20 protein-coding genes and 1 riboswitch are annotated in these 24,603 nt (G+C 27.9%); all 20 genes read right to left on the reverse strand.

Annotation, left to right across the window (positions count from 1 at the left end):
• Positions 1–2: 2 nt before the first annotated feature.
• Positions 3–506 carry a hypothetical protein gene (locus STIUS_RS03060; RefSeq protein ID WP_162649911.1) on the reverse strand — a complete coding sequence of 168 codons (504 nt, stop codon included), beginning with the start codon at positions 504–506 and terminating at the stop codon, positions 3–5.
• A 248-nt stretch (positions 507–754) separates the two neighbouring features.
• Positions 755–1,567, reverse strand: a complete 813-nt coding sequence (locus STIUS_RS03065; protein ID WP_162649912.1) for a hypothetical protein — start codon at positions 1,565–1,567, stop codon at positions 755–757.
• A 214-nt stretch (positions 1,568–1,781) separates the two neighbouring features.
• Positions 1,782–2,654 (reverse strand): hypothetical protein, encoded by an 873-nt coding sequence (locus tag STIUS_RS03070; protein ID WP_162649913.1) that lies wholly within the window; start codon positions 2,652–2,654, stop codon positions 1,782–1,784.
• Positions 2,655–2,660: 6 nt separating this feature from the next.
• A complete protein-coding gene (locus tag STIUS_RS03075) occupies positions 2,661–3,122 on the reverse strand; it encodes a hypothetical protein (RefSeq protein WP_162649914.1) in 462 nt (153 codons plus the stop codon).
• A 109-nt stretch (positions 3,123–3,231) separates the two neighbouring features.
• Entirely contained in the window at positions 3,232–4,668 is a 1,437-nt protein-coding gene (gene gatB / locus STIUS_RS03080) for an Asp-tRNA(Asn)/Glu-tRNA(Gln) amidotransferase subunit GatB (protein WP_162649915.1), read from the reverse strand.
• A 5-nt stretch (positions 4,669–4,673) separates the two neighbouring features.
• Complete coding sequence (locus tag STIUS_RS03085; protein ID WP_162649916.1) at positions 4,674–6,092, reverse strand: amidase family protein; 1,419 nt, start codon at positions 6,090–6,092, stop codon at positions 4,674–4,676.
• Positions 6,092–6,385, reverse strand: a complete 294-nt coding sequence (locus tag STIUS_RS03090; protein WP_162649917.1) for an aspartyl/glutamyl-tRNA amidotransferase subunit C — start codon at positions 6,383–6,385, stop codon at positions 6,092–6,094. Before STIUS_RS03090 ends, STIUS_RS03085 begins: the two co-directional genes overlap by 1 nt.
• Before the next feature lie 4 nt (positions 6,386–6,389).
• Positions 6,390–8,381, reverse strand: a complete 1,992-nt coding sequence (ligA, locus tag STIUS_RS03095) for an NAD-dependent DNA ligase LigA (protein WP_162649918.1) — start codon at positions 8,379–8,381, stop codon at positions 6,390–6,392.
• On the reverse strand, positions 8,317–10,011 hold the full coding sequence (locus STIUS_RS03100) for a hypothetical protein (protein ID WP_162649919.1): 1,695 nt from the start codon (positions 10,009–10,011) through the stop codon (positions 8,317–8,319). The genes ligA and STIUS_RS03100 overlap by 65 nt, the downstream gene beginning before the upstream one ends.
• 22 nt (positions 10,012–10,033) lie before the next feature.
• The gene (locus STIUS_RS03105) at positions 10,034–11,986 is read right to left on the reverse strand and encodes a hypothetical protein (RefSeq protein ID WP_162649920.1); all 1,953 of its coding nucleotides are present in this window, start codon (positions 11,984–11,986) and stop codon (positions 10,034–10,036) included.
• 115 nt (positions 11,987–12,101) lie between these two features.
• Complete coding sequence (gene rpsI / locus STIUS_RS03110) at positions 12,102–12,500, reverse strand: 30S ribosomal protein S9 (protein WP_162649921.1); 399 nt, start codon at positions 12,498–12,500, stop codon at positions 12,102–12,104.
• The gene (rplM, locus tag STIUS_RS03115; protein WP_162649922.1) at positions 12,500–12,946 is read right to left on the reverse strand and encodes a 50S ribosomal protein L13; all 447 of its coding nucleotides are present in this window, start codon (positions 12,944–12,946) and stop codon (positions 12,500–12,502) included. The genes rpsI and rplM overlap by 1 nt, the downstream gene beginning before the upstream one ends.
• 116 nt (positions 12,947–13,062) lie before the next feature.
• Entirely contained in the window at positions 13,063–13,839 is a 777-nt protein-coding gene (gene proC / locus STIUS_RS03120; protein ID WP_162649923.1) for a pyrroline-5-carboxylate reductase, read from the reverse strand.
• Positions 13,840–13,928: 89 nt separating this feature from the next.
• Positions 13,929–14,114, reverse strand: coding sequence for a hypothetical protein (locus tag STIUS_RS03125; protein WP_162649924.1), 186 nt, complete (start codon positions 14,112–14,114; stop codon positions 13,929–13,931).
• A gap of 58 nt (positions 14,115–14,172) precedes the next feature.
• Positions 14,173–15,774, reverse strand: coding sequence for an NCS2 family permease (locus STIUS_RS03130; RefSeq protein ID WP_162649925.1), 1,602 nt, complete (start codon positions 15,772–15,774; stop codon positions 14,173–14,175).
• A gap of 105 nt (positions 15,775–15,879) precedes the next feature.
• Positions 15,880–15,974: riboswitch (purine riboswitch) on the reverse strand.
• Between the two features lie 78 nt (positions 15,975–16,052).
• Positions 16,053–20,243 (reverse strand): ABC transporter permease, encoded by a 4,191-nt coding sequence (locus tag STIUS_RS03135; protein WP_162649926.1) that lies wholly within the window; start codon positions 20,241–20,243, stop codon positions 16,053–16,055.
• A gap of 64 nt (positions 20,244–20,307) precedes the next feature.
• Positions 20,308–21,876 carry a hypothetical protein gene (locus STIUS_RS03140; RefSeq protein WP_162649927.1) on the reverse strand — a complete coding sequence of 523 codons (1,569 nt, stop codon included), beginning with the start codon at positions 21,874–21,876 and terminating at the stop codon, positions 20,308–20,310.
• Between the two features lie 8 nt (positions 21,877–21,884).
• Complete coding sequence (gene truA, locus STIUS_RS03145; protein WP_162649928.1) at positions 21,885–22,631, reverse strand: tRNA pseudouridine(38-40) synthase TruA; 747 nt, start codon at positions 22,629–22,631, stop codon at positions 21,885–21,887.
• Positions 22,632–22,633: 2 nt separating this feature from the next.
• Positions 22,634–23,590: an energy-coupling factor transporter transmembrane protein EcfT gene (locus tag STIUS_RS03150; RefSeq protein WP_162649929.1), complete on the reverse strand. Its 957-nt coding sequence runs from the start codon at positions 23,588–23,590 to the stop codon at positions 22,634–22,636.
• 7 nt (positions 23,591–23,597) lie between these two features.
• Entirely contained in the window at positions 23,598–24,494 is an 897-nt protein-coding gene (locus tag STIUS_RS03155; RefSeq protein ID WP_162650048.1) for an energy-coupling factor transporter ATPase, read from the reverse strand.
• Between the last annotated feature and the right edge of the window lie 109 nt (positions 24,495–24,603).

The raw sequence follows: 24,603 nt of genomic DNA on the forward strand, positions 1-24,603 counted from the left end.
AACTACCTCTCGAACATTCTATTTTCTAATTTTAACTCATCTAAAAGAGTTTCTTTTCACTTAATTGTTTCATCAATAGAATCTAACTTTGCAATTAATACAAAGTTTATTTTATTGATTGTGTATTCTTTTTCTCACAATCAAGAATTTACTTGTTTTGCTAACTTAGTTTCATTTTTTATAATTTCATTTTTCATGTCCAAAACTCATTTGCTAGCATCTTCTGTTGTATCGACAAATATAGATTTAAAGTACTCATCATTTTTGGTATCTATTACAAATCCTACAACACCAATTAAATTACTATATTTTTCTAATTTACTTAAATCAATATCTTTTGAACCACTTAAAGGATTTTTAATTCTTTCTCGTTTATTTGCCGTTATAGAAAAAATTTTAAATCCAGAGAAGAAAGATCAAAAACCAAGAACTATTCCTATTATTGTAAAAATTCCTATAATTGCTCAAGCTCATGTTGGCAATTGTGTATTGGATGTGAAAAACATAAATACTCCTAACTACGTTAATTATATCAACAACGCTTGTTAAAATAAAAAAAGCTAAACTATACCTTTTTTGAATGACTTTAAAATATTGTTATAAAGCCTTATTATAACTTTGTATTCTAAAGCAGCTAACTTTCTAAGGTATTTTCTTTTTCTCGAATTTTAAAAAAGTAAAACTTATATTAAAAAATAAGACAAACATTAGTTAACTAGTATCTGCCTTATTAATTTTTTTATTGTATAAATATTTAAATATTATTTGGGTATTTTGCAAAATCGAAACTATATAAAGTGGTATTCAAAACACCATATTCATTGCCATATTCACTTGGGCTTAAAACCATTTTTAATGTAGTAGTTTCTCCATCTTTCATATTATCTAGATCATTTTGAGTAAATCTTTTACCTGTTTCTGCATTAAACAAAAGATTCGGTTGAGATTTAAATATTTCTGGCCCAAAAGCTAATGGAGTATATCAACCAAGATGAGCTGTTCTATAAACTTCATAGATTCATATTTTCATTTGTTCAACAATGCTTTCAATTGTTTCATGATGTCATCTTTCTGGTATATTAATTGGGTAATGAGCATTAGTCAATTCAGAGTTTGACAAGTCTAAATAGTCATGCTTCATAAAATTGATAAATAGCATTTCTCCAATTAAACCTTTTTCCTTTCCTTCTTCTGACGGAACTACTTTTACTTCAAGAGTTCTTGTACCGGCTCCAAAGTGCCCCAATACATCTTGCCTGTTTAACTCTCTATTTTCATCAATATTTCAAATATATTCAATATCTATATCATTAAAATTAAGATCATTTGAATTTCTTGCTTCATTAATTCCGCGAGCTGCAAACCCTCTTAAAACGAGACTAAAGTAATTAATATCCATTTGATAATATGACATCTCCGGAGAATATGTTATGTAATCATTTACTTCGCTAATATCAAAACTTTCAGTAATATCTTTATTAATTATGTTTGTTGAACCTGCAATTACAGGTGCAAAACCAGAAGCACTTATTCCTATGCTTCCAATTAAACTTAATAATTTAATCATTTATCTCTCCTTTTTTCTTAACCCACCCTCACCAATTCTTAGTAATATTTTACCATTAATTTATGATAAACAAATAAAATTACAATTATGGAAATCAAAATAATACCCAATAATTATCCTTAAGCAATTATTCAAAATATTTACTTTCTATATAACACTGCAAAATAAAAAAAGCATTTAAAATGCTTTTTTTATTTATGTTATTTTTAAAAATTTAAATTTCGAAAAAGTCCACAAATATATGATCATAAATTCTTTCTATTCAATACAATGTGTGAATTTCTGATCTCTTGAATTTTGTTTTCATTTTTAATTGTAGTAAGTCATAATATTGATTTCAAATTTCTTTATATATAAGTAAAATCTCACCATTTAACTTTTCTATATTATTACTTTCTGTACTTGTTAAATCTTTTGAATTTTTAAATACAAAAATACCCTTTTTTGAATTTAAATCTACTTTTTTAAAATAAACATTTAAGTAGTCGTTCTTAAATTCAGTATCTTCAAACAATGTTTTATTTGAATAATATTGATCTTTTAGTAATTTAACATAATTTGCATCAACTTTACTATTTGTACCAACTATTTTGTTAAATGTATTCAAAAATGAAGGTAGTAATAACATGTTCATAGCTATTTCAATAAATGAGGATAAGACAATGTTATCTGCAAAAATATTATTTATTTCTACATTAATAAAAACGGCTGTTAAAAAGTTAACTGAAATTATATAAAGTAGAAATGATAAAGGTAAAAAACTTACTTCTCTAAAAATTTCCATATCAATTTCATCAATTTTAGTTTTCTTTTTAAAAACTACTAATGATTTGTAATATCAATTCTTTGATAGTCAATTGCTAGTTGTAAACTTTAATAGTAAATATATTGTTGAACCCAATATTGAGTAATTCAATCAAGCCTGGTTATTATCTTTAAACATTGTTACTTCTAAAATAAAAAATATTAAAGCTATTAAAAATACTACCTGATCAACTAAGAACATTGCAAATAGGTATGGTTTTAATTTAAGATAACCACCTGCATATTTTTTTTGTTCTTTTATTAATTGCTTCTTTTTGTCCATAATAAATTAAATTTCCTTATTACTTGTGTTTATTTTATATTGGTCTTCACCTTTGCATTTGTAGCAAGCTAAAACCATCATTTCTATTTTGAAGCCTGATTGACCAGCGTTAACTGAAAAGTTATTTATCTCAGGAATAACTTTATCAACAGTTTTAAAATAATCCATGTATTTTTTTACGTCTAATTTTCTTTTGCAATTTAAACAAATAAAAATTCGAATATTAAATTTTTTTATAATTGCTAGCAATTCAGCGTAGTACCATTCAAAATCATTTTTAGGATATTCAGTTGAAAAGTATTTATCAAATGAATCTAAAAGTGCTTCTTCAATTGCATCTTTTTTCTTATTTCTATCATTATTTTTTTTAATAATTAGAGGAAGAATTAGTGATGCTGTAACAACTGTTAATGTTGTAACAGTTGTTAATGTTGTATTAATTATTTCTATTGTTGTTGCTAAAAACATTTTTATTTTTTCTCCTTTTATTTAATTTTTATTTTAAATATTTCTATTTAAAATAGTTATTTAATTTAACAATATTCAAATAAAAAAAGCAATATATATTGCTCTTTGATTACTTAAATGATTTTAATAGTTTTAATAGAATTTCGTTTGCTACAACTAAAGATACATTTCCACCAGTTTCTTTCATTAATTGACCCATTAATGTTTTTTCGACACGTTCTGGTCTTGTGTGAATATTTTCTTGTATCATCTCTTGATTGTCTTTTGCAAGTCTAACAATGATATCTTCTATAAATTTAGGATCTGAAATAACCTTTAAATTATTTTCTTCAATTATTGAACTAATAGATTTATTGTGATCTCCCAATATTGTAACGATTGCTTTTACATGTTTAGAAGAAATTTTTCCTCTATCTAATCTATTCATTACATCTGCAATTTTTGATGGTGTGAAATTTGATTCTTTTATTTCAATATTATGAGTATTTAGTGAAGCTTGAATATCTGAAGTTATTAAGTTATATGCTTTTTTTGGATCAATATTTAATTTAATTAATTCTTCAAAAAACATTGTAAGTTCATAATTTGATAAAATTTGATTTGCATCTTTTTCACTAAGTTTGTAAGAAAAAACATATTTTTTTCTTTTTTCTTTTGCCAATTCAGGCGCATTTTCAATAACTTGATTTATAAATTCTTCTTCTAATCTAATCGGAGTTATGTTTGGTTCTTCAAAATATTTATAATCCACTGAGGTGTCTTTTAAACGCATTACTTTTGTTTCCTGACTCGCTTCATCAAATCGTTTTGTTTCAGAAAGTATTGGTTCATTTTTTAATAACATTGATGTTTGCTTTTTAATTTCAAATTCAATAGCTTTTCTAACATTATTAAATGAATTAAGGTTCTTAATTTCTACTTTTGTTCCAAATTCTTTATACCCATATGGTCTTAAAGAAATATTTACATCACATCGCAATGAACCCTCATTCATTTTTACATCACTTATTCCTAAGAATAATAATGTTTCACGTAATTCTTCTAAGTATGCTATAACTTCATCAGCACTTCTTAAAACTGGTTTTGTGACTATTTCAACTAACCCATCTCCAGAACGGTTGTAATCAATATATGTTAAATCACCCTTGTGAGTCTGTTTTGCAGTGTCCTCTTCAATATGTAATCTTTCAATTTGAACTCTCTTAGTTTTTCCATTAACATTAATTTCTAGAAAACCATCTTTTCCGATTGGATAAAAGTTTTGTGTAATTTGAAAACCTTTCGGTAAATCAGAATAAAAATAACTCTTTCTATCAAAGCGAAGTAGACTATCAATTTTCATATTTAAACCGTTACATGCAAGTATTGCAAGTTCAACACCTTTTTTATTTACTGTAGGAAGAGCACCTGGTAAGGCCAACGCCATTGCATCTATATTTGTATTTTGAATAGAATTAAAATTTACTTGCGATGAGGCAAACATTTTAGACATTGTTTTTAGTTCAACATGGTTTTCAATTCCAATAACTACTTCAAAATTATTCATATCTTTTATTCCTTATTTTTTAATATTTCTTCTACTTGTTGGGCAAAATCTAATAACAGTATATCTTTTTTAATATTTGCGTTTAGATTAATGCCAATTGGCAAATTGTTAAGTTTGATAAATGGAATTGTGATTGATGGCATACCATTAAAGTTTGCAAGCAATAGTGCAGAATCAATTACACCATTGACAGCTGCATCTCCAGATGCTGACTTCATTGCTTCGCTCACTGTTGGAGCTATTCCAGAAGAAGGCGGTAAAACTATAATGTCTGCCGTTTGATAAATTTCAGCGATTCTATCAACAATTATTCTTCTTATTTTTTTTGCCTTCAGAAAAATGATATCTTGGTTTTCAGACTTAAGTGAGTAACCTCCAATTATCATTCTTTTTTTAACTGTTTTTGAAAAATTGTTTCCTCGTGAATGTTTAATAATATTTTCATAACTATCACCTTCTTCTCTTTTTCCAAAATGTACACCTTGTAAGTTCGAAAGAGTTGATGCTGCTTCAGCATATGAAATAGCCATATATACTTCACCAAGCATATTTAATATATTTATATCAATTGATTCGAAACTAACTGTATGACCTACTGCCAACATTCTTTCTGTAAAGTTGTCATATTCTTTTTTAAGATCTTCTGGCATTAGATCATAAATTTCTCTTATTTGAACTATTTTTAGTTTCTTGTCAAATTTTTTATTTTCATACTTAAAAGGATTATTGATTGAGGTAAAGTCTTTCTTGTCTTGTTTGAATGTAACCTCTGCCAAAATTTTTTGATCATCTACATTATTTGTAAAAAAACCAATAGTGTCTAAACTAGGAGCATATGGCATTAAACCATATCTTGAAATTGAACCATATGTTGGTTTAAATCCAACAATGCCAACAAATGAAGCAGGTTTTCTAATTGAATCACCAGTATCTGACCCTGTTGCAAAAGGTACCATACCTGTTGCAACAGCATAAGCTGATCCAGATGATGAACCTCCAATAATTCTATTTTTTTCATATGGATTTCTAATTTCACCATTAAATGAAAATAACCCTGTTCCACCCATTCCAAATTCATCCATAGCTGTTTTACCAACCATCATTGCTCCAGCTTCACTTAATATTTCGTTAATTGTTGCATTAAATGGTGAAACATAATCTTTTAAAAATAATGATCCCGCAGTTGTTGGAATATCAGTATTTACAATGTTATCTTTTTCAAAATATGGAACTCCAAATAAATGAGAATTTATTCTAGCTTTTTTATCCAATTGTTCAGCTTTGATATTAATTTTTTCTTTATTCAAATTAATATAAAAATTAGAATCAAACTCCTTTTCAATATCTCTAAATGAGTACTCAAGAACAGTTTTAATTGATGACTCTTTAACTAATTTTGCATAGTCTTTAATTGTCTTATTCATTATTTAACCACCCTTGGAAGTATTACATAATTGTCGATAACCTGTTTTGCATTTTTCAATCCATCATCACGTGAAAGAGTAGAAATTTCTTTGTCATCTCTTAAATAAGTATTTTCAATTTCAAAAGGAAAACTCAAAGGTTCAACATCCCCTTTGATTTCAAATTTTACAATTTTTTCCATTTTTGCACGTATCTCAATTTCAGATTTAACGATTTCATTGATTTCTTTATCATCTAAAGAAATTCTTATATCGTTGGCAATTTCAATGACTAACTTCTTATTTAATTCCATACTACTAGATTATATTTAATAATTCCTCTTCATTTATTATTCTAACACCTAACTTGTTTGCCTTATCAAGTTTAGAACCTGCTTCTTCTCCAGCCAATACATAGTCTGTATTTTTTGAAACAGAATTTGCTATATTTGCTCCATAAGATATTAATAAATCTTTAAAATAATTTCTTGACTTTGATAATGTACCTGTAATTACAAATGTCTTATTAGTTATATCAGCATGAGATTTTTCTTCCATTGCAGGCTTGTATTCAAGATTAATACCCAAATCTTTAAATTCTCTGATAATTGATCTGTTTGTTTCTTTCTTAAATCAATTAACAACAGAATGAGCTACAATAGGGCCTATATCTCTAACTTCAGACAATTCTTCTTCACTTAAATTCATAAGTGAATCAATATTTCTATATTTTTTAGAAAGAATAAATGCACTTTTTTTTCCTAAATGTCTTATACCTATACCAAATAATAATTTTTCCAATGATTTATTCTTTGAATTTTCTATTGATGTTAACAAGTTATCAACAGATCTTTCGCCCATTTTATCTAACTTAATTAATTCATCTTTACGCTTTGACAACTTAAAAATATCGGCTGGATTTTTTACATAATTTTTTTCATAGAACTTTTCAATTAACTTAATTGAAAGACCTTCAATATTTTGTGCGTCACGAGAAACAAAGTGTTCCAAACCTCGTATGATTCTTCTGGCGCAAAAATCATTTTCACAATATTGATCAACTTCAGGTTCAATTCTTTGTAATATGCTTCCACAATCAGGACAATTTTTTGCCTCTGATCAAATAGGTAGTGAGTTATAATTTTCATCTTTAACTACAGAAATTACTTCAGGAATAATATCTCCAGCTTTTTTAACACGAACATCAGCTCCAACCCTTACTTCTCTGTCAATGATAAAAGATGAATTATGTAATGTAGCTGCTCCTACAGTTGTTCCAGCTAATTTAACTGGTTTTAATTTGGCATTATAAGTAACTTTACCAGTTCTTCCAATTGTAGGAAATATGTCTAATAGTTTTGTAGTTTTTATCTCAGCTGGTAACTTATATGCAATTGCTCATTTAGGAAATTTAGAAGTATATCCTATTGAATCATAATGATCAAATTCATTTACTTTAATTACTATTCCATCAATCTCATATTCCAAATCTTCACGTTGAGCAGATAAAGAATTAATTATTTTAATTACACCGATAATATCTTCGGTTTTAATACTTAATGGATTAACTCTAAACTTATACTCAGAAAGAACTTTTAAAGATTCATTATGAGTTAATATATTTTCTTTATTCATTAAAAAATAAATTCAAATATCTAAATTTCTATCTTTAACTATTTGTGGATCTAATTGTCTTAAAGTTCCTGCTGCGGCATTTCTTGGATTGGCAAATAGCTTTTCTCCAACTTTAAAACGCTCAGAATTAATTCTTTCAAACTCTAATTTAGGTAAATATACCTCTCCTCTAACTTCAAAATAATCACTATTATTGGAAATAGTTTTGGGAATTGAAGAAATCATTTTAACATTATCAGTAACATCTTCTCCAACAATTCCGTCACCCCTTGTAATTGCTTTATATAATTTTGTATTTTTATAAATTAAAGATATTGATAAACCATCAATTTTTGGTTCAACAACATAGCTATACTTTTTATTTTCTAAACTTTTTTTAATTTGATTATCAAAAGTTCTTAAGTCATTATCATCAAAGGCATTAGACAAACTTAACATTGGACTTTTGTGAATATACTTAGTAAATTTAGAATCAACAGAACCACCAACTTTTTGAGTTGGTGAGTCTTGTGTTAAAAATTGTGGATATTGTGTTTCCAAAGATATAAGTTCAGCAATTGTTTTATCAAATTCAGAATCATCAACTGGAGAAACTTCAAATTCATAGTAGCTACGATTCCAATCGTTTATTTGATTTTTTAAATCTTCTATCCTTTGCTTTATTTTTTCAATCATTTAATTTGTCCTTACTACGTATAGCTATATTTTTATATATGATAATTTTTATTTGTTCATCTTTGTTTATATTTATGTCAAATAATTCCAATATGTCTTTTTCTAATTTTTGAACAATTCATATTAAAACTGCAAATATTATGTATGGGTAAAACAGATAAAATATATCATATTGGATTTGTGTTTTATCCTCAAGTACCAATAACCAGAACATTCTTGAAAATGGATTGTAAAACATTAGATACTGTATAACAGCAAAATCTATAAAAACAACACTTATGCTATTTTTAAACTTCCTTCTCCTTGAAACTCATAAAGAACAAATTATTAATTCAAAAGAAGTAATTGATATTAAAATTGGTAGTTGCACTAATGGGTCAGTGATTAGACTAATATATTTATATTTATATAAATAACCAAATTTATCTTCAATAGCTGCACTACTCCAATCTGATATAGAAAGAAATGACAATACACCAAATAATATTAATATTGTTGGTACAACAATCATAAGAATTGATGTACGGTTAGATAGCGTAAATTCCATTTTTTTAATCAACACGTGACTTGAAATAATTCAAATTGCAATCAAAATTGTTAGAGCTAATATCCCACCAGTTATAACTATTCAAACAATGTTCTTTACATACAAGCTATATAACAATGATCCTAAAGATACAGGAAATAATATTTTAATATGATCTTTAAATAGCATATTGTCAAAACTATATGTAAGAATCAATAATATTGAGTATATAAAAAATAATAGAATAATTATTTTTGATTGATCCATTCCCACTGCTGCTAATGTCATTATTCCTAACAAATAACTATACAATTTGTATCTATTCTGATTTACACAATAAAATGCAAGCATAGCAGAAATTAATTTTATTAAATAACCAAACATCATTGATGAGTCAAATGGTTTTTCTAAGTTAGAAGTTAAAGCCACATATCCAAATAAAATTCCAGAAACTATAACAGCGATTATAACTCTAGATACTCTAGTTCTTCCAATACCCATTTCTAAAATTATTCCTGTAAGAGCAGTATAAATTAGCCCTCTAATTAATATATTAAAAACAAATAAGTAGTCAGCTAAAAGCTCTAGCGAAGTGTGTTCTCCCGTACTCACAAATTGAGTAACTAATGGTAGTACAGTTAGTTGATATAAAACATTTTTCATTCATGATTGACCAAACATATTTCAATTTAAATAATTTTCTGTCAAACGAAGAGATAAGCTAAAAGGCAATGTGTTAAGTGTTAGTTTGAAATAAAAATATAAAACATAAGATATAAATAGTATTAATAAGATTAAAGAGTTTCAATTTAATTTGAAAAACTTCAATCAAAATTTAACAAAGATTATTGAAACTAAAGCAAAAACCAATATACAACCCCAAATGAAATAAGTATATACTTGCAAAGTCAAAACTGCTCCAAATAAGTTTAATACAAATGAGATAATAGTTAAAAAAAATAATAGTGCAAAAAAACCAATAATAATCTTTGATGACACTTGGTTTTTTTTAATTTTAAAAATACTTAATATTGTAGATCCTGCAGTAAAACAAACAAAAAATAATAAAAATATAAATATTAATCCTGTACTTGTTCCTGTCATAATTTACCTCTTTTTGATTATACTATCTCTCACCTTTTACTTTATAAATTAAGTTATCAGAGTTATCGATAAGCGCTGTCACATTTTCAAATTCAGCTTTTGAGTTTCTAACCTCTTCATTGTCAAAAGAAACAGTTAAATTACTTGAAGCTTCTTTTTCCTTTTCAATATCAAGAAAGTGAATATCACTTTCGTCTGTTTTTATAGTTAGGTCACTAATTTTTTGAATTAAATTAATATCAATAATTTTTGATACTAAAGGTATTTTTGCAATTGTTTCAAATATTAGTTTTGGAGAACATATAAATGATGTAACTATAATTAGACCAAATGATGATGAAATTGTAATTAATGCCAATTGTAATAAAAACGAAATTTGATTTTCATCAATGTAATCTTTAACACTTTTTATATCTTCAACAACCATGTAGTTTAATGTTAATGCAATAACTATTGGAACAATCAATACAAGAATATTTCTTGTTGAGAAATTAGATGTCGCTGAATATGCAAGATATCTACTGCAGTAAATTGAAAGATATACACTTCGAACAAATAAGAAAAATATTTTCAATGAATACATCACTGTAATCCCAATTATGATATATGAATTATTTCCAGGTTTAGTAAGAACTATTATTGATAGAGCTATTAATGTTGAGAAAAAATAAGCCAATCCTATTGAATTTTGAACATTAGATATTTCATAGTTTTTTCCTTTAGCTTGAATTAAAGTATTCTGAGATTCTCCAACAATAACAAGTGATGTAGATGCTGCAATTAACATCGAGAACGTTGTGTTTGTAAACATGAATTCCATTGCATTTGACTCTGGTAAGAAACTTGTTATATCACCACTTTCATTTAATCCTGCAATCTCATCTCTAACTATTGGATAGTACATAGATGACACAAAGTATGGCATCAAAATTGCAAGATTTATGAAAGTAAATGCTGCTACTGCAAATGTATAAAGTTCATATTTTGCATATGTTTCAAACTTCAACCTACCTTGTTTTGCTATAACATTTGTAAAGTATTCTCTAAATGAAATAATAAAGTTCATCATAACTGCTTGAACATTTAATGCAACTATCATATATAGAGATAAAGTAGAAGAAACCCCTGCACCAAAGAAAAGGATTACTAACAATATATCTGATGAAAGCATTAATGTTACTCCCAATCCAGATTTAGATAATTGGAACGACATTAAATTCATTTTTTGGTTAACAATACCACGACGGTATTTCAACCAAACATAGTTCTTTTTAACAAATATTCAAATGAAAACTAACTTAATTGGTCCAATCAATCAAAATAATGAAAATGTAACTACTGGTGAAAGTGTACTAATATTAATTGTCATTAATATAATTGAATAAACAAAGACTTCTGAAAATAGTATAATTGCTTTTCTTGAAAATGACTGTTGATCTGCTGCAATAACATTTTCTTCAGCTGCTCCAAAAAATGTTGGTATAAAGTTTCTTGTTGAAAAAACTAAAGTTATAAAAACCAATTGAAAGTAATTTATTGATGCAAATGCATCCTTGCTTGTACCTGTTAATGTGATCCCATTTTGTCAAGTTTCTTTATGTAATATAGATCCAATATCTTGCAAGTTAAGGTGAATAAATACTGGATATAAGAAAGAAATAGCGACAGCTATAACAAGAGATGAAATTGCACTTTTTCGATACATTCTTTTTGAAGCTGAGTAAATCTCGTTTGCTGAAATTCAGTCTCCCTTTTGCATTGGCTTAACAAGCAATATCATAGTAACAATACCAATACCTGAATCGGCAGTAGCAATTAAAGCTGCAAATAACATTGTAATTCTCACATACCCGTTAAACTCAGAACCAAAGTTTTTCAGCATAAAATAAATTAATAAAATCTGAAGTGTTGCACCAATTAGAGAAATTGATATTGCAATTCACAAGTTTATAAATGTTTTTTTTGTAGATAACATATCAATCTCCCATTTAATAAATTATAACATTACACCCACTATTTAATTGATTAGCAAGTTTAAAATTGTAAATAAAAAACACGATATAAATCGTGCTTTTTTAATATAAATAAAATTATCTTTTTGAGAATTGAGGTGCACGACGTGCTCCGTATAGACCGTATTTTTTACGTTCTTTAATACGTGCGTCACGTGTGATCATACCTGATTGTCTTAAAGTTGGTTTAAAATCTGCATTAACTTCTAATAAAGCTCTTGCGATTCCTAATCTAGCAGCTCCTGCTTGACCTGTAAATCCACCACCTTTTACCTTAACATGAATGTCAAAATCTTTTCTTGTTTCAGTAAATACTAGTGGTTGTTCTAAATCTTGAACAAGTGTAGGGAATGGGAAAAATTCTAATGCAGGTTTTCCGTTAACAACAATGTTACCGTTTCCTGGTGTTAATATAACTTGAGCTGTAGAAGATTTTCTTCTACCTGTTCCTCTATATTCAACTCTATTGTTTGCCATTACTTACTAGCTCCCTTGATTACCATTACTTCTGGTTGTTGTGCTTCATGTGGATGAGTTTCACCTGCATATACATGTAATGCACGAAATTGACTTGATCCTTGAACGTTTTTTGATAACATCAAACGAACAGCTCTCTCCACAATTCTTTCTGGATTTAATTCTCTCTCAGTTGCTACATTTCTTTTGTGTAGTCCACCTGGGTGAAGTGAATGACGGTAGTAGTATTTATCTGCTTCTTTTTTACCTGTTAACAGTACTTTCTCTGCATTAATAACGATCACGTGATCTCCGTTATTTATGTGAGGTGTGTAATCTGCTTTATGTTTACCACGTAAAATCATAGCGATTTGTGTAGCCATTCTACCTAGTGTTTGCCCCTCGGCATCCACCACTCATCATTTTTTATTTATGTCTGCTGATTTAATCAGTGTTGTTTGTTTCATTGTGCTTATTCTCCTTACGGTTCCGAGGCCTATTGGGTGTAAGCAAAAATATTATATATTAATATATAGACTTGTTTCAATACAAATATGCAAGAAGTTAAACTATTAAAAATATATTATGATTTTTGCTTTGCTGCTTCAAGAGCTTTTATAATGATATCTTGAAAATTATTAGTTTCTAAAACTTTTTGCCCTTCTATAGTAGATCCATTAGGAACACAAATAGAATTAATTAATTCATCAAATGAATTATCTGAGTTTGTTGAATACTCTGTACTTCCAATTATAGTATTTTTCATAATTCTATATGCTTGGTCCTTTGAAAAACCATTTTTTAATGCATATTTATAAAATCCATTTAAAAATGTAAATATATAACTAGGTGAACATCCTGCTAGAGCAGTGAAGGCTGGAAATTTATCTTCAGGAATTTCTTCTACTGTGCCACAATTAGAAAACATTTCAATTACAAATTTTGTAACTTCACTATTTATTTTATTTGATGAATAAGCAGTAACAGATTGTTGAATAGCAGCATTCATATTAGGCATTATTCTGACTATATTTAATTTATTATTTCCAAATATGTCGCTTGCTTGTTTTATAGAGAGTGCATTAATCATAGTTACAAAAGTTTGTTTCTCTAATGTAAATTTTTTTAAGTCAACTGCTAGTTGTTCAAAATCAGCAGGTCTTATACCCAAAACAACAATATCATAATTTAGATGTTCCAGTTTTTTAACTGGAATCACGTTGTACTTTTTAGATACATCTAACGATTTTTCATAAGTTCTATTAAAAACAAAAATTTGCTCTTTAAAATTATTGTTTGATTTTATTCCAGAAATTAGAGCTGATCCCATATGTCCAGTTCCAATAAATAATATTTTCATGTTAACCTCTCATTTGTATTTATATAATAATTGATATTCCTTTTTAAATAAAAAATACAGTTTAACTGTATTTTTTATTAATCTTAAAATTAACCTTTTAAGAATCCACCTTTACCTGGTCAAACTAGGTAAAGAACACCTGGAATAATTGCCATAACTAGTAAAACTACTAATGCAACAATTTTAAATTTTGGGTGTAGGAAAAAGTAAACGATTCCTGGAATAATTGCCATAATTAATAAAATAATTAATAGCACTAAACTTTTATTTTGCATAATAAACTCCTTTTAAATGTAAATATATTATCTCAAATTTGTTACTTAAATACAACTACTATTGCACGAAAGCAAATGCAATAAAATAAGCAATAAACAAGATTGCAAGTAAGTACATTATTCAACTTACTTCTTTACCTTTTTTCATAATTAACATCATAAATGCATATGAAATAAATCCAATTGCAATTCCGTTTGCTATTTCATATGATGAAATCATAAATACAACTGTTAGGAATGTTGGAACAACAAATTCCATTTTAGTTCAATTAACTAGCTCTGCTTCTTTAAATAACATAATCCCAATATATACACATGCTGCGCCAGTAATACATTGTGGTATTGCTTTAAAAATTGGAAATAAAGCAATAGCTAAAAAGAATAGTAACCCATTTATGATAGCTGCAAATCCAGTTCTAGCTCCTTGTTGAATTCCAACTGATGACTCAACAAAAGTTCCCAATGGAGTTGTTCCCATTAAAGAAGCAACCATTGTACCTGATGCATCAACAATTAGTGCTTTACTTGATATTTCATGATGTTGATTTGTATTTTTGTTTAGTTGGTGTGTGAATGTAGCAAGTGTACCTGTAGCATCAAAGAAATTCATTAATAAGATAATGAATACTGAAACATAGAATATTGGATTATTTCAAATATCCATGTTTGTAAAAGCTGAGAATGTATTATCTCAGTTTGAAATTAAACCTCCAAAATCATAAGTTCAACCACCGTTTAGTTTAAAGTTTGCATCATGTAAAAAACCATTCTTATATGTAGTTATATTTGTACCATTCACATTTGTTGTTACTTCATAACCTAATCAATGGCTATCTTCTGGTAATAAATTCGCAATTATTAATGCGATTATAAACATTGCTACAATCCCAATCGCTACTGCCCCAGGTATATTTCTAAACGACAATATTAATATAATTGCTAATGTTGCCATACCTAAAATAATGGCTAATCAATTTTGTGATAAATTACCTAATGCTGGTCCAGCTGGAGTTGTTGAAAATCAACCCATACTTTGTAAACCAATATATGAAATAAATACACCTATTCCAATTCCAATCGCTAATATAATTTCTTTAGGTATTACCCTTAAGATTTTAGTTCTTAATGGTGTTAATGACAATGTTACAAATAAAATTGAAGAGATCATTGTAACTATTAATGCCCCTTCATATCCTAAACCACCTGCATTACCAACAGAGAAAGCTACAAGAGTATTAATTCCCATTGTTGTTGAAACAGCAACTGGAACATTGGCAAACAATCCCATAAATATACATCCCACACCTGAAGCAATGGCTGTCGCAAAGAATATACCAAAATAATTCATATTTGGTGCACCTTCTGTAATTGACTCAGTTCCGCTAACAAGCCCAGGTTGTACAGATAATATATAAACTAATGATAGGAAAGTTGCTAATCCACCAATAACTTCTTTTTTCATAATTGCGCCTAAAGTATCAAACTGAAAGAATTTTTCAATTCCTCTAATGGCTTTGTTGTTGCTAAATTTATAATTTGAAGCAAACCTTTTTGCAGTTTCTTCAGGTGTCTCTCCCTCAATTGGGATAAGACTATTATTTGGATTAAAAATTTTATTTTGAGTTTCTCTATTAATATCCTCAATATTTTTTTGTTCCATAATTTCTCCTTTATTTAAATCGGCAAAATCCAAGTATTAAAACTTGAAGCAAAAAAAGAAAAGACTTTTCTTGTTTGAGAATGCTGAAAACACATTTTACAAAACAAAAAAAGTCTAGTAACTCATAATACAGCATAGGTGCTGTGTAGAGACTCCTTCCCGTTATGAAGGATTATATAAGTTTTCATATTGAATTTTACTTTTTAAATATAACATGAATATTAATACTTTTGACAATTTTTAAAATAAAAAAATATCTCTAAAAAAAGATATTTTTATTAAGCATTTAACGCCTGTGCAGGTGTTAATTTTTTTATTTTGTCATATGCTGCATAGAATGTAACAAGGAAAACTATTCCTAATAACCCAAGAACTTCTATTGGCATTCAGAATGCAAATTGAACAGGTAGTATTCAGGCACCTTCATTTGCTAGGTAGTTTGTAACTCCCATAAATGAGAATCAACCAATAGCAAATCCAATTCCATAAGCTATCAAAATAGCTATTAAATACACACTAATTATTTGTCATACAATATAACGTTTTCTATAACCTAATAATTTCATTGTTGCAATAAATTGTGAATTTTCACTAATAACAATTGATGTTACTAATAAAATAATTATTGAAGAAATTATCATAGCAAACACAATAAACATAATTGTAATCATTTGAACAAGTTCAGTTAATTGAGAAAGCACTAGTCTTGCTTGATCCATTGGCATTGCCATTGCTGTTGATCCAAGAGCATAACCACTATCAAAACTTTCATTCCTGTAATCATATTGCCCATTTAACCCTACAGCAGAGAAATCTCCATTGCTTGTAGTGGTTGACATAACCTTTGTTATGTCATTTATATTGTCATCCATTGAATACTTGTAATTAAATACTGGGTAAGTATTTTCAAAGACTGTTAAATATTTTTTAAAATATTCAGAATCATCACTATTAGAGTTGGCCAAAAATTTCAAATTATCATAGCCTCCCATGTTGATTAGTAATATTATATCTTCTTGTTTTTTTGTTTCAAAAATATCTCCAAATATATATTTTTGTAATGGTTTACTATTTAAATCAAAATTTTTAAATCACTGACCGAACATAACTTCTTTTGAATTATTATAACCAAGAATGTCTTCTGCAACTTCATTTGTAGTTCAAGCTTGAGGTTTACCAAAACTTTTTTGAATACCCTTTACAGTAAAAGTTGTCATTACATCTGTTGTTAAGTTAACAATTTCTCCGTTAGACATAGCTTTATTAATTTGTGTTGCTCCTGTTGAAGCCAAAACACCCTTTGCGCTAATAGAATAATTATTATCTATAGTAACTGGGTTAATACCAGATGTTACACCCGCGTCTGCAAATGTTTTACCATTAGTTGATTGTCATGAACGACTTGAATTTGTTACATAGCCATCCGTATAGCCAGGTAAATCTTTTACAGGGTTTTTAGTTTCATTCTCTTGAGTTATATCTGCCGAAACAATATCACCTGATGCATTAATAAGTTGATTTTTAGTTATGTTTAACTGAATTTTATCTCCAACCTTGTAACCAAGAGATTTAGCAAGAGACTCATTTATGATTATTGGATTTTTATTTTCATATGTATTAAATAATTCAGAGTATAAATCTTTACCTTTGAAATCTGATAAATCTATTAATCTAATGTCTTCTGCACTTAATCCATAAATATTTAAACTTTTATCATTATTAGTTCTAGCCTTTAGCATTGTTCCTTTGATTTCTTTTTTTGGATCAAACGGAGTTACGTTAAACGCTATTGAAAATTCTGAACTTTTATCATTTCCGGAATTTGAATTAATCACGGCATTTTTAATGCTCTCTTGTACAAAATAAGGTGCACGAGAATAAGCTGTTTGTAACAGATACATAGAAATTCTATCGTTATACAACATAGTAAATCATGTTGCAAGCTGAATAGCAATAACACGTAAAGCAGTATCAGGATCTCATGAATTTAGTTCTTTAAACGACATATAGTATAAGTCATCTAATGGCTTCCTATCTTCATCCCAGAACAAAATATTATCAGAAACATCATTTTTACCCATTGTTCTTTCATCTATGTTAATTAGGTCAATATATTCCGGTAACTCTATTTTTATCTTAACTTTATTTGTAATTTTTTTTGTATCTTTAAGCAATTCCTTGTGTTTAATTATTCCATCTTCATTTATATATTTTTTATTAAACGTAACTGGTATTCCTGTTACATATCTTTTATAAAATGAAAGTAAATACTTAACAAATTCATTTATATTATTATCTTCAATACTGTTTAAGTTATGTTCAAATTCAACAAGATCTGATCATTGCTTTTTTAAAGTATCTCCTGCCATAGAACTAATTTCTAATGGGAATTTATCCAATGCAGATAAAAATGTTTCAGGCAAAATTTGATAACTTAAATACGCCATTCTACTTGATCCTGGCGCTAATTTAATAGGTCAAAAACCTTCACTATCTACTTTCAATATGTTAGGTGAGTAACTATATCTGCTCATATTATTATTCATTAAATCATCAAATAAAATTTCATAATCTATTCCCTCTTTGGTTTCATCAAGTGGTAGCGGTGTATACACCTCGTCATTTGTTTTGCTTGGTGACACATAATCTTTAATTAACTTAGATTCATCATAACCATATTTTTTACTTTTACCATTTTCCGTTTGAGTATGGTTTGGATTAAATGTCTTATAAAAAGATAAAGGGTTCTCAGCTATTGGTTGTTGATATTCTGTTACAAATTTGTAATTCATACCTTCAAATGAAGCCGTTTCATTTTTAGCAATAACACTTGGTGTTATTGAAGTGATTGTTATAAGAATTGTTGAGGCAAAAATTGTTACAAATGTACCAACAAATTTTAATCATGAACCAGCAAAAATACTCATCCTTAACCTTGTGTCAAAATTTGATTTAATAAATATTGATTTAATCATTGACCCAATTAATGAGTACTTAGATGTATTTTTTCCTTGTAGGAGTTCTAGAGCAGGTTTTTTTACTTCTATTAAAATTAATATTGAAGCAAAGAAAGTTAACAATAAAAATCCGACTGCGAATGTAGAAAAATATGCAGCAAAAGAAAATGTATAAACACCAAATGATATTGTAAAAAATGTTGAAAATGTATGAATAACAACTGCACTAAGAACTAATGAAATTAAATATCCTGTTGTAACCCCTATTGCTGCAGTAATAGATGGAATAGCTAAGAAGTTAACCAAGATTTCTCTTTTTCAATACCCAAGAGCTTTAAGACATCCCATTTGTGCCTTAACTGCTTCAACTCTTTTTTTAAGAACAATAGAAAGCGCAAATAGTGAAATTAAAATTGTAATTACAAATAAAAATAATGCTATTACATTATATGCAGTTATTACTGTAATAAATAAAGTTAATCTATTTGAGTATTCATATGACGTGTCACTAGTCATAAATAAAATTTTGTTATTTACAATATTTTCATCCAATACAGCTCTATTAAAATCATTGTTTAATTCGTGAATATCTATATTTTTAGAATTCAATTTAAATGATAGATACGATTCTTTACCAAACTCAGTACCGTATAATAGTGACTTTGTTTGATCAAAAGCATAATAACCATTATCAACTCTACTTAACCCAAAATTTTCAGGCTTTACATATCCAATAAAACTAGTTTTTGAATCAGGAAATGAAGTTGTGATATCTGTAACTGGGGTAGCAAAATCGGCGGATGTTCCAAATCCTATTATATGGAACCAAGCCATTGGTTCATTGTTGTTGACAAAGTCTGTTGGCGAACTATTTTCTAATTGTGACTTTAGTGATTCATCTATATTTTGTGAATTTTTGACTAAAAGAGAGTCACCGTATTTATCTTTTTCAACACGAACTACATCGCCTATTTTTATATTGTTTAATTTGGCGAAGTTTTCATTTATTATCATTTCACGACTTACTGAAATATTATCTTCATCTACTTCCGTACTAAAATTTCTTCCTTCTGAAATAGCAATTGAGTCAACACTAACTTTTTCATCAATTGATGGTGAAGTTTTTGATACTATTTTCATATTTATATTGTTTCCATTTTCTGTTAGCTGAGAAAATGATCTAGCTTCAGTTCTTGATCATGACAAGTCATAACCTTTTTCTTTAATCATATTATCAAAGTAATACTGGTATAAATATGTTTGATCATTTCTAATATTTTTATCGGTTGGAGTTTTAGCACCCTTTGAATTTTGTAAATCAAAAATACCATCACGTAAGTTTGAAATTTTATTTAGATAATCATTTTTGTGAGTTATTTGTTCACTACTTGAAGTAACTAGCGACAAAATAACTGTCATAAGCATAACTAATAATGAAATACCAAACAACTGACTCTTTACTTTTCATGAGCTTCTGAAGGCATTTTTTAATAGAAGTCTTTTACTTTTCATATTTCTGTCTCCAATGTATAAAGGTATTATATATAAAAACTAGACCTGATGTCTAACTCTTGTTTTACAGTGTGTTATTTATAATTGATAGAAAATGTTTAAATTTGTCAGTGAATTCTGATTCAGATAATAGTTCATTTTTATCCATTTTTACAGCATTCATGTCTCGCTTCATATGGACATAATTTATTAATAAGGATATGGCTGTAAACAATACAACTACAACACTTATACATCTCATTATAAATACAAGTATTTTTTGAGCGTTTTGATCATTTCCAATAATAAGAACAAAGACAACAATAAATGCAGTCAGTACACCTATTATTCCTGAAATAATTACGTTAAAAGAAATCTTAGGAATATAGTTATTTCCAACCTCATATCTTAGTGCAGCTGTTTGTTGAGATAAAGCAGCAGCACACGTCATTATCGGAATTGAAGTTATTGGATCTAATCCTAGTAATGATATTACAACCATTGATGGTGCATATAATCCAACACCAAAACTCATTAAGATACCTAAACCAAAGAACATTATTAATCCAATTATTAATAAGTGAATATCTTCTTTTGCCATTAGTCCAGTTTTAACCCCAGTTGGAAAAACATTAGCCAAAACCATAATCATTAATATAACTGTTGCAAAAAGTGCACTGGCAATTACAAAGGTAATTGCTTTTCTATGTAACTTTTCTACGATATATGACCCTAGTGTAGTTCCGAATATAGTAAAAAGACTAAACAATACCAAAGTTCAAATATCAACATCGATTGCTCCTAAGAAAAGAATTCCTGCAAACATTTGTGAAAAGACTAGCCCTACATTCAATGTACCTGGCAACATTTTTAATTCATGTGGCTTAATAGCATTTGTAATCTTAAATGTGGCTGTTGCCATTGCAAAAGAACCAATACCTAATGTGTCTAAACCAGCAGCAATAAATCCAGCAACTGAACCTTTTCACATTGGTTTTTCATCATTTAAATATAATCTTCCAAATGAATGTCTTAAAAGTAGTTGAAGTCAAAACGCAATATTAATTAGAACAAATGCCACAATAACAATGATTGTAAATATTTGTGGTTCAATTCCTTTTAACGGTAATAAGTAAATATAGTTTATCAATAGACCCGTTACAAGCGAAAGGATAAAAGTAATAGCAATACCTGCTGCAAGATGTGATGGCTTTAAGTCCACTATCCTTCTTTTTTCCATTCTAGATAAAACAGTCTTAGATCTAATAACCAAATCTTCGATTTCTGATATTCTGGAATTTGTTTCATTTAAATCATCTGTATATCAATCTTTTAAATCTGTTAATTTTAAATTAACAGATTTTACATATTCTTTATGTTGCTTTTGTTTTGCGATATCTTCTTTTAACATGATAGCACTTCTGTTTTTGAAGTTATAAATATCATCTAAATGTTTTCTTAATTCTTCAATTTCTTTAAGCATTGAAATAATATCAATTTTTAATTCTTCAACCATTGAATTAAGGCGAACTGAATTATCGTTAACAAAAATTATCAGATTTTCTTTTCCTAATTTTTTTGCTACCGCTTTATCTGCATAATATTTTTCTAAATCAGTTAAAACTGTAATAGAAAAATTTCTCAGCTCTTTCATGTAAACCTCTAATAAATTATTTTTTTTAAGAATAAACCTTTGCCTTCAGCTATATAGTCCATCTTATCTTTACGTAAATTCAATACGTCAAATATATCTTGTAATTCTATTTTACCATTAGAATGAGCAATTGCGGCACCTAACATTATTCTTATTTGATGTTTTAAAAATCCCTTAGCTGTAAATTCAATAAAAATTTTATTTCCAAACTTTTTTACTCTGATAGAATCGATTACTCTATTAGTATCTTTTCCAACTATTTCATCTCTTTTAAGAGCAATAAAATTACGGAAATTATGTTCTCCTTTAAAGACTAAAATAGCCTTTTTAAATTTTTTAAAATCAAAAAATTGTTCATCACAATATTGATAATACTTTGCATCAAAAACACCTGGTCTTGTAGTCATTATTTGAAACTGATACTTTTTCAAAATGCTTCCACGAACATCAAAATCTTTTGAAATTAATTCAATATTTTTTACTTGAATATCTAATGGAAGAATTTTATTTAATCCAGCATACATTTTTTTTATGTTCGGTAAGAAGTCCAATTCAATTTTCACTTTTTGGTCAATAGCATGAACATGTGTATCAGTTCTAGAAGCAGCTGCGGTAGTAAACATCTTCGTTTGGCAAAACATGCTTAAAGCATATTCAAGTTGTCCTTGAATAGTCGACTTTAAATTTGGTTGTTTAGCTCATCCATTGTAGTTATAACCATCATAAGATACTGTTAGCAAAAAATAATATTTCATTTTTAAATATTTAAAATATTATCTATTCTAGGAATTTGTATTCAACTTAAAGTGTCAACAAATGGATAACACATTAATAAAATACATGCTGCAAGTCCTAGTGAAAAGAATATTCAATCTGCAAATCTAAAGTGAAATTGACGGTAACGTGTTCTCTTTGCTGATGGATCATACCCACGTGAATCCATAGCATATGCTAGGTCTTCAGCTTTTTGAAAAGATGAAACTAATAATGGAATTATTAGTGAAACCATAGTTTTTGCCTTATCTTTTAATTTACCATTTTTAAAATCAATACCTCTTGAAGCTTGTGCTTTCATAATTCTCCCGGCTTCATCAATTAAAGTTGGAATCATACGTAAGGCAATTGAAATGATTGTTGAAAATATAAATACAGGAAATCCAACAGCTTTTAAAGGTCATAGTAAATCTTCAATTGCCAATGTAAGTGCCAATGGTTGAGTTGTACCAGCAAGTATTGATGTTAATGTAATCATTAAGAAAATTCTCAAAGTCATGTAAATAGCATTATATAAAGTAGCTTCACTAATAGTCATAAATCCTGTTGCCACATGACCATCAGCTGAAATTTTAGCTCCTCCAAGAATTAAAATAAATCCATCTCTTGAATCTTGCTTTAACAAAGCAATTCCGTTTGCTATCATTTCTCAGTTTGCGCTTTCTTTATCATAGCTAACTGATCCAGCAAATACATTAATAATAAGGAGCACAACAAAAATTAATGAAACTGGAATTAATATCTTAAATAACATTGTTCATCTCAATTTTGATATTGTATACATTAATAATATAACTGGTCCAATCAGTGCAAATCCTGTAAATCCAATAGGTAAAAATAAAACAACAATCATAACTATTATCATTAATAGTTTTAACCTTGGATCCATTTTATGCATTATTGAATTATTGGGTATATATCTTCCGAATGTCATTCTCATAATTTACCTACTTTTTCTTAGCCTCTTTAATTACTTTTGCTAAGTCTTCTACTGTTCTAAATTCTTTATCAAGAATATCTAAACCTTTTTCCTTTAATTTATATGCAAGATTATATAGTTTAGGAGGTTCAATACCTAACTCTTCAATCATACTTTTGTTTTTAAATACATTAGTTGGTGTGTCTTTAACAAACAATTGACCTTCTTTCATAACTACAACTTTATCAGCGATTTGCAAAACGTGATCCATGTTATGAGTAACAATAACAATTCTCTTACCTCTTTCCTTATTCAATCTTTGGAATAAAGCCATGAAGTCTTCTTCACCTCTTGGATCAAGTCCACCAGTGGGCTCGTCAAGCACTAATGTATTTCCATCCATTGCAATAATACCTGCAATAGCAACACGACGTTTTTGACCACCAGATAAATCGAAGGGAGACCTCTTAGCATAGTCTTCGGGTAAATCAACCATTCTTAAGTATTCTGGTACCTTAGCGATAGATTCAAACTTATCTCCACCAAGATTAATTGGCCCAAATGAAATATCCTTTTCAATAGTTTTTTCAAATAGTTGGTACTCAGGAAATTGGAAAACTAATCCAATTTCTCTTCTTAAGTTTTTAACTTCAGGAATTTTTTTAGTTGATGCTGGAATTTGATAATTACCAACTACAACACGTCCTGTATCTGAAATCAACAAACCATTTGTCATTTGAATTAATGTTGATTTACCACTACCAGTTGTTCCAATAATAGCAGTAATTTCTCCAACCTTAAAGTCAACTGTTGTATTTGTTAATGCATGAAATTCAAATGGTGAATTTTTAGAATATACATATGAAATGTTTTCTAATTTAATATCACCTGTGAAATCAAAGTTAGGAGATTTTGCTGCTAACATTTTTGATTTATAAGTTGATTTAATTTTTTTATCACTCTTGTCTTGTTCAGACATTCATGTCTTAACTTCTTTTATTCTCTGTTTAATTTTTGGTTTTTCAGATTTTCTA

Origin of the sequence: Spiroplasma sp. TIUS-1, from assembly GCF_010365785.1 — a bacterium.
Lineage (GTDB): Bacteria > Bacillota_I > Bacilli_A > Mycoplasmatales > Mycoplasmataceae > TIUS-1.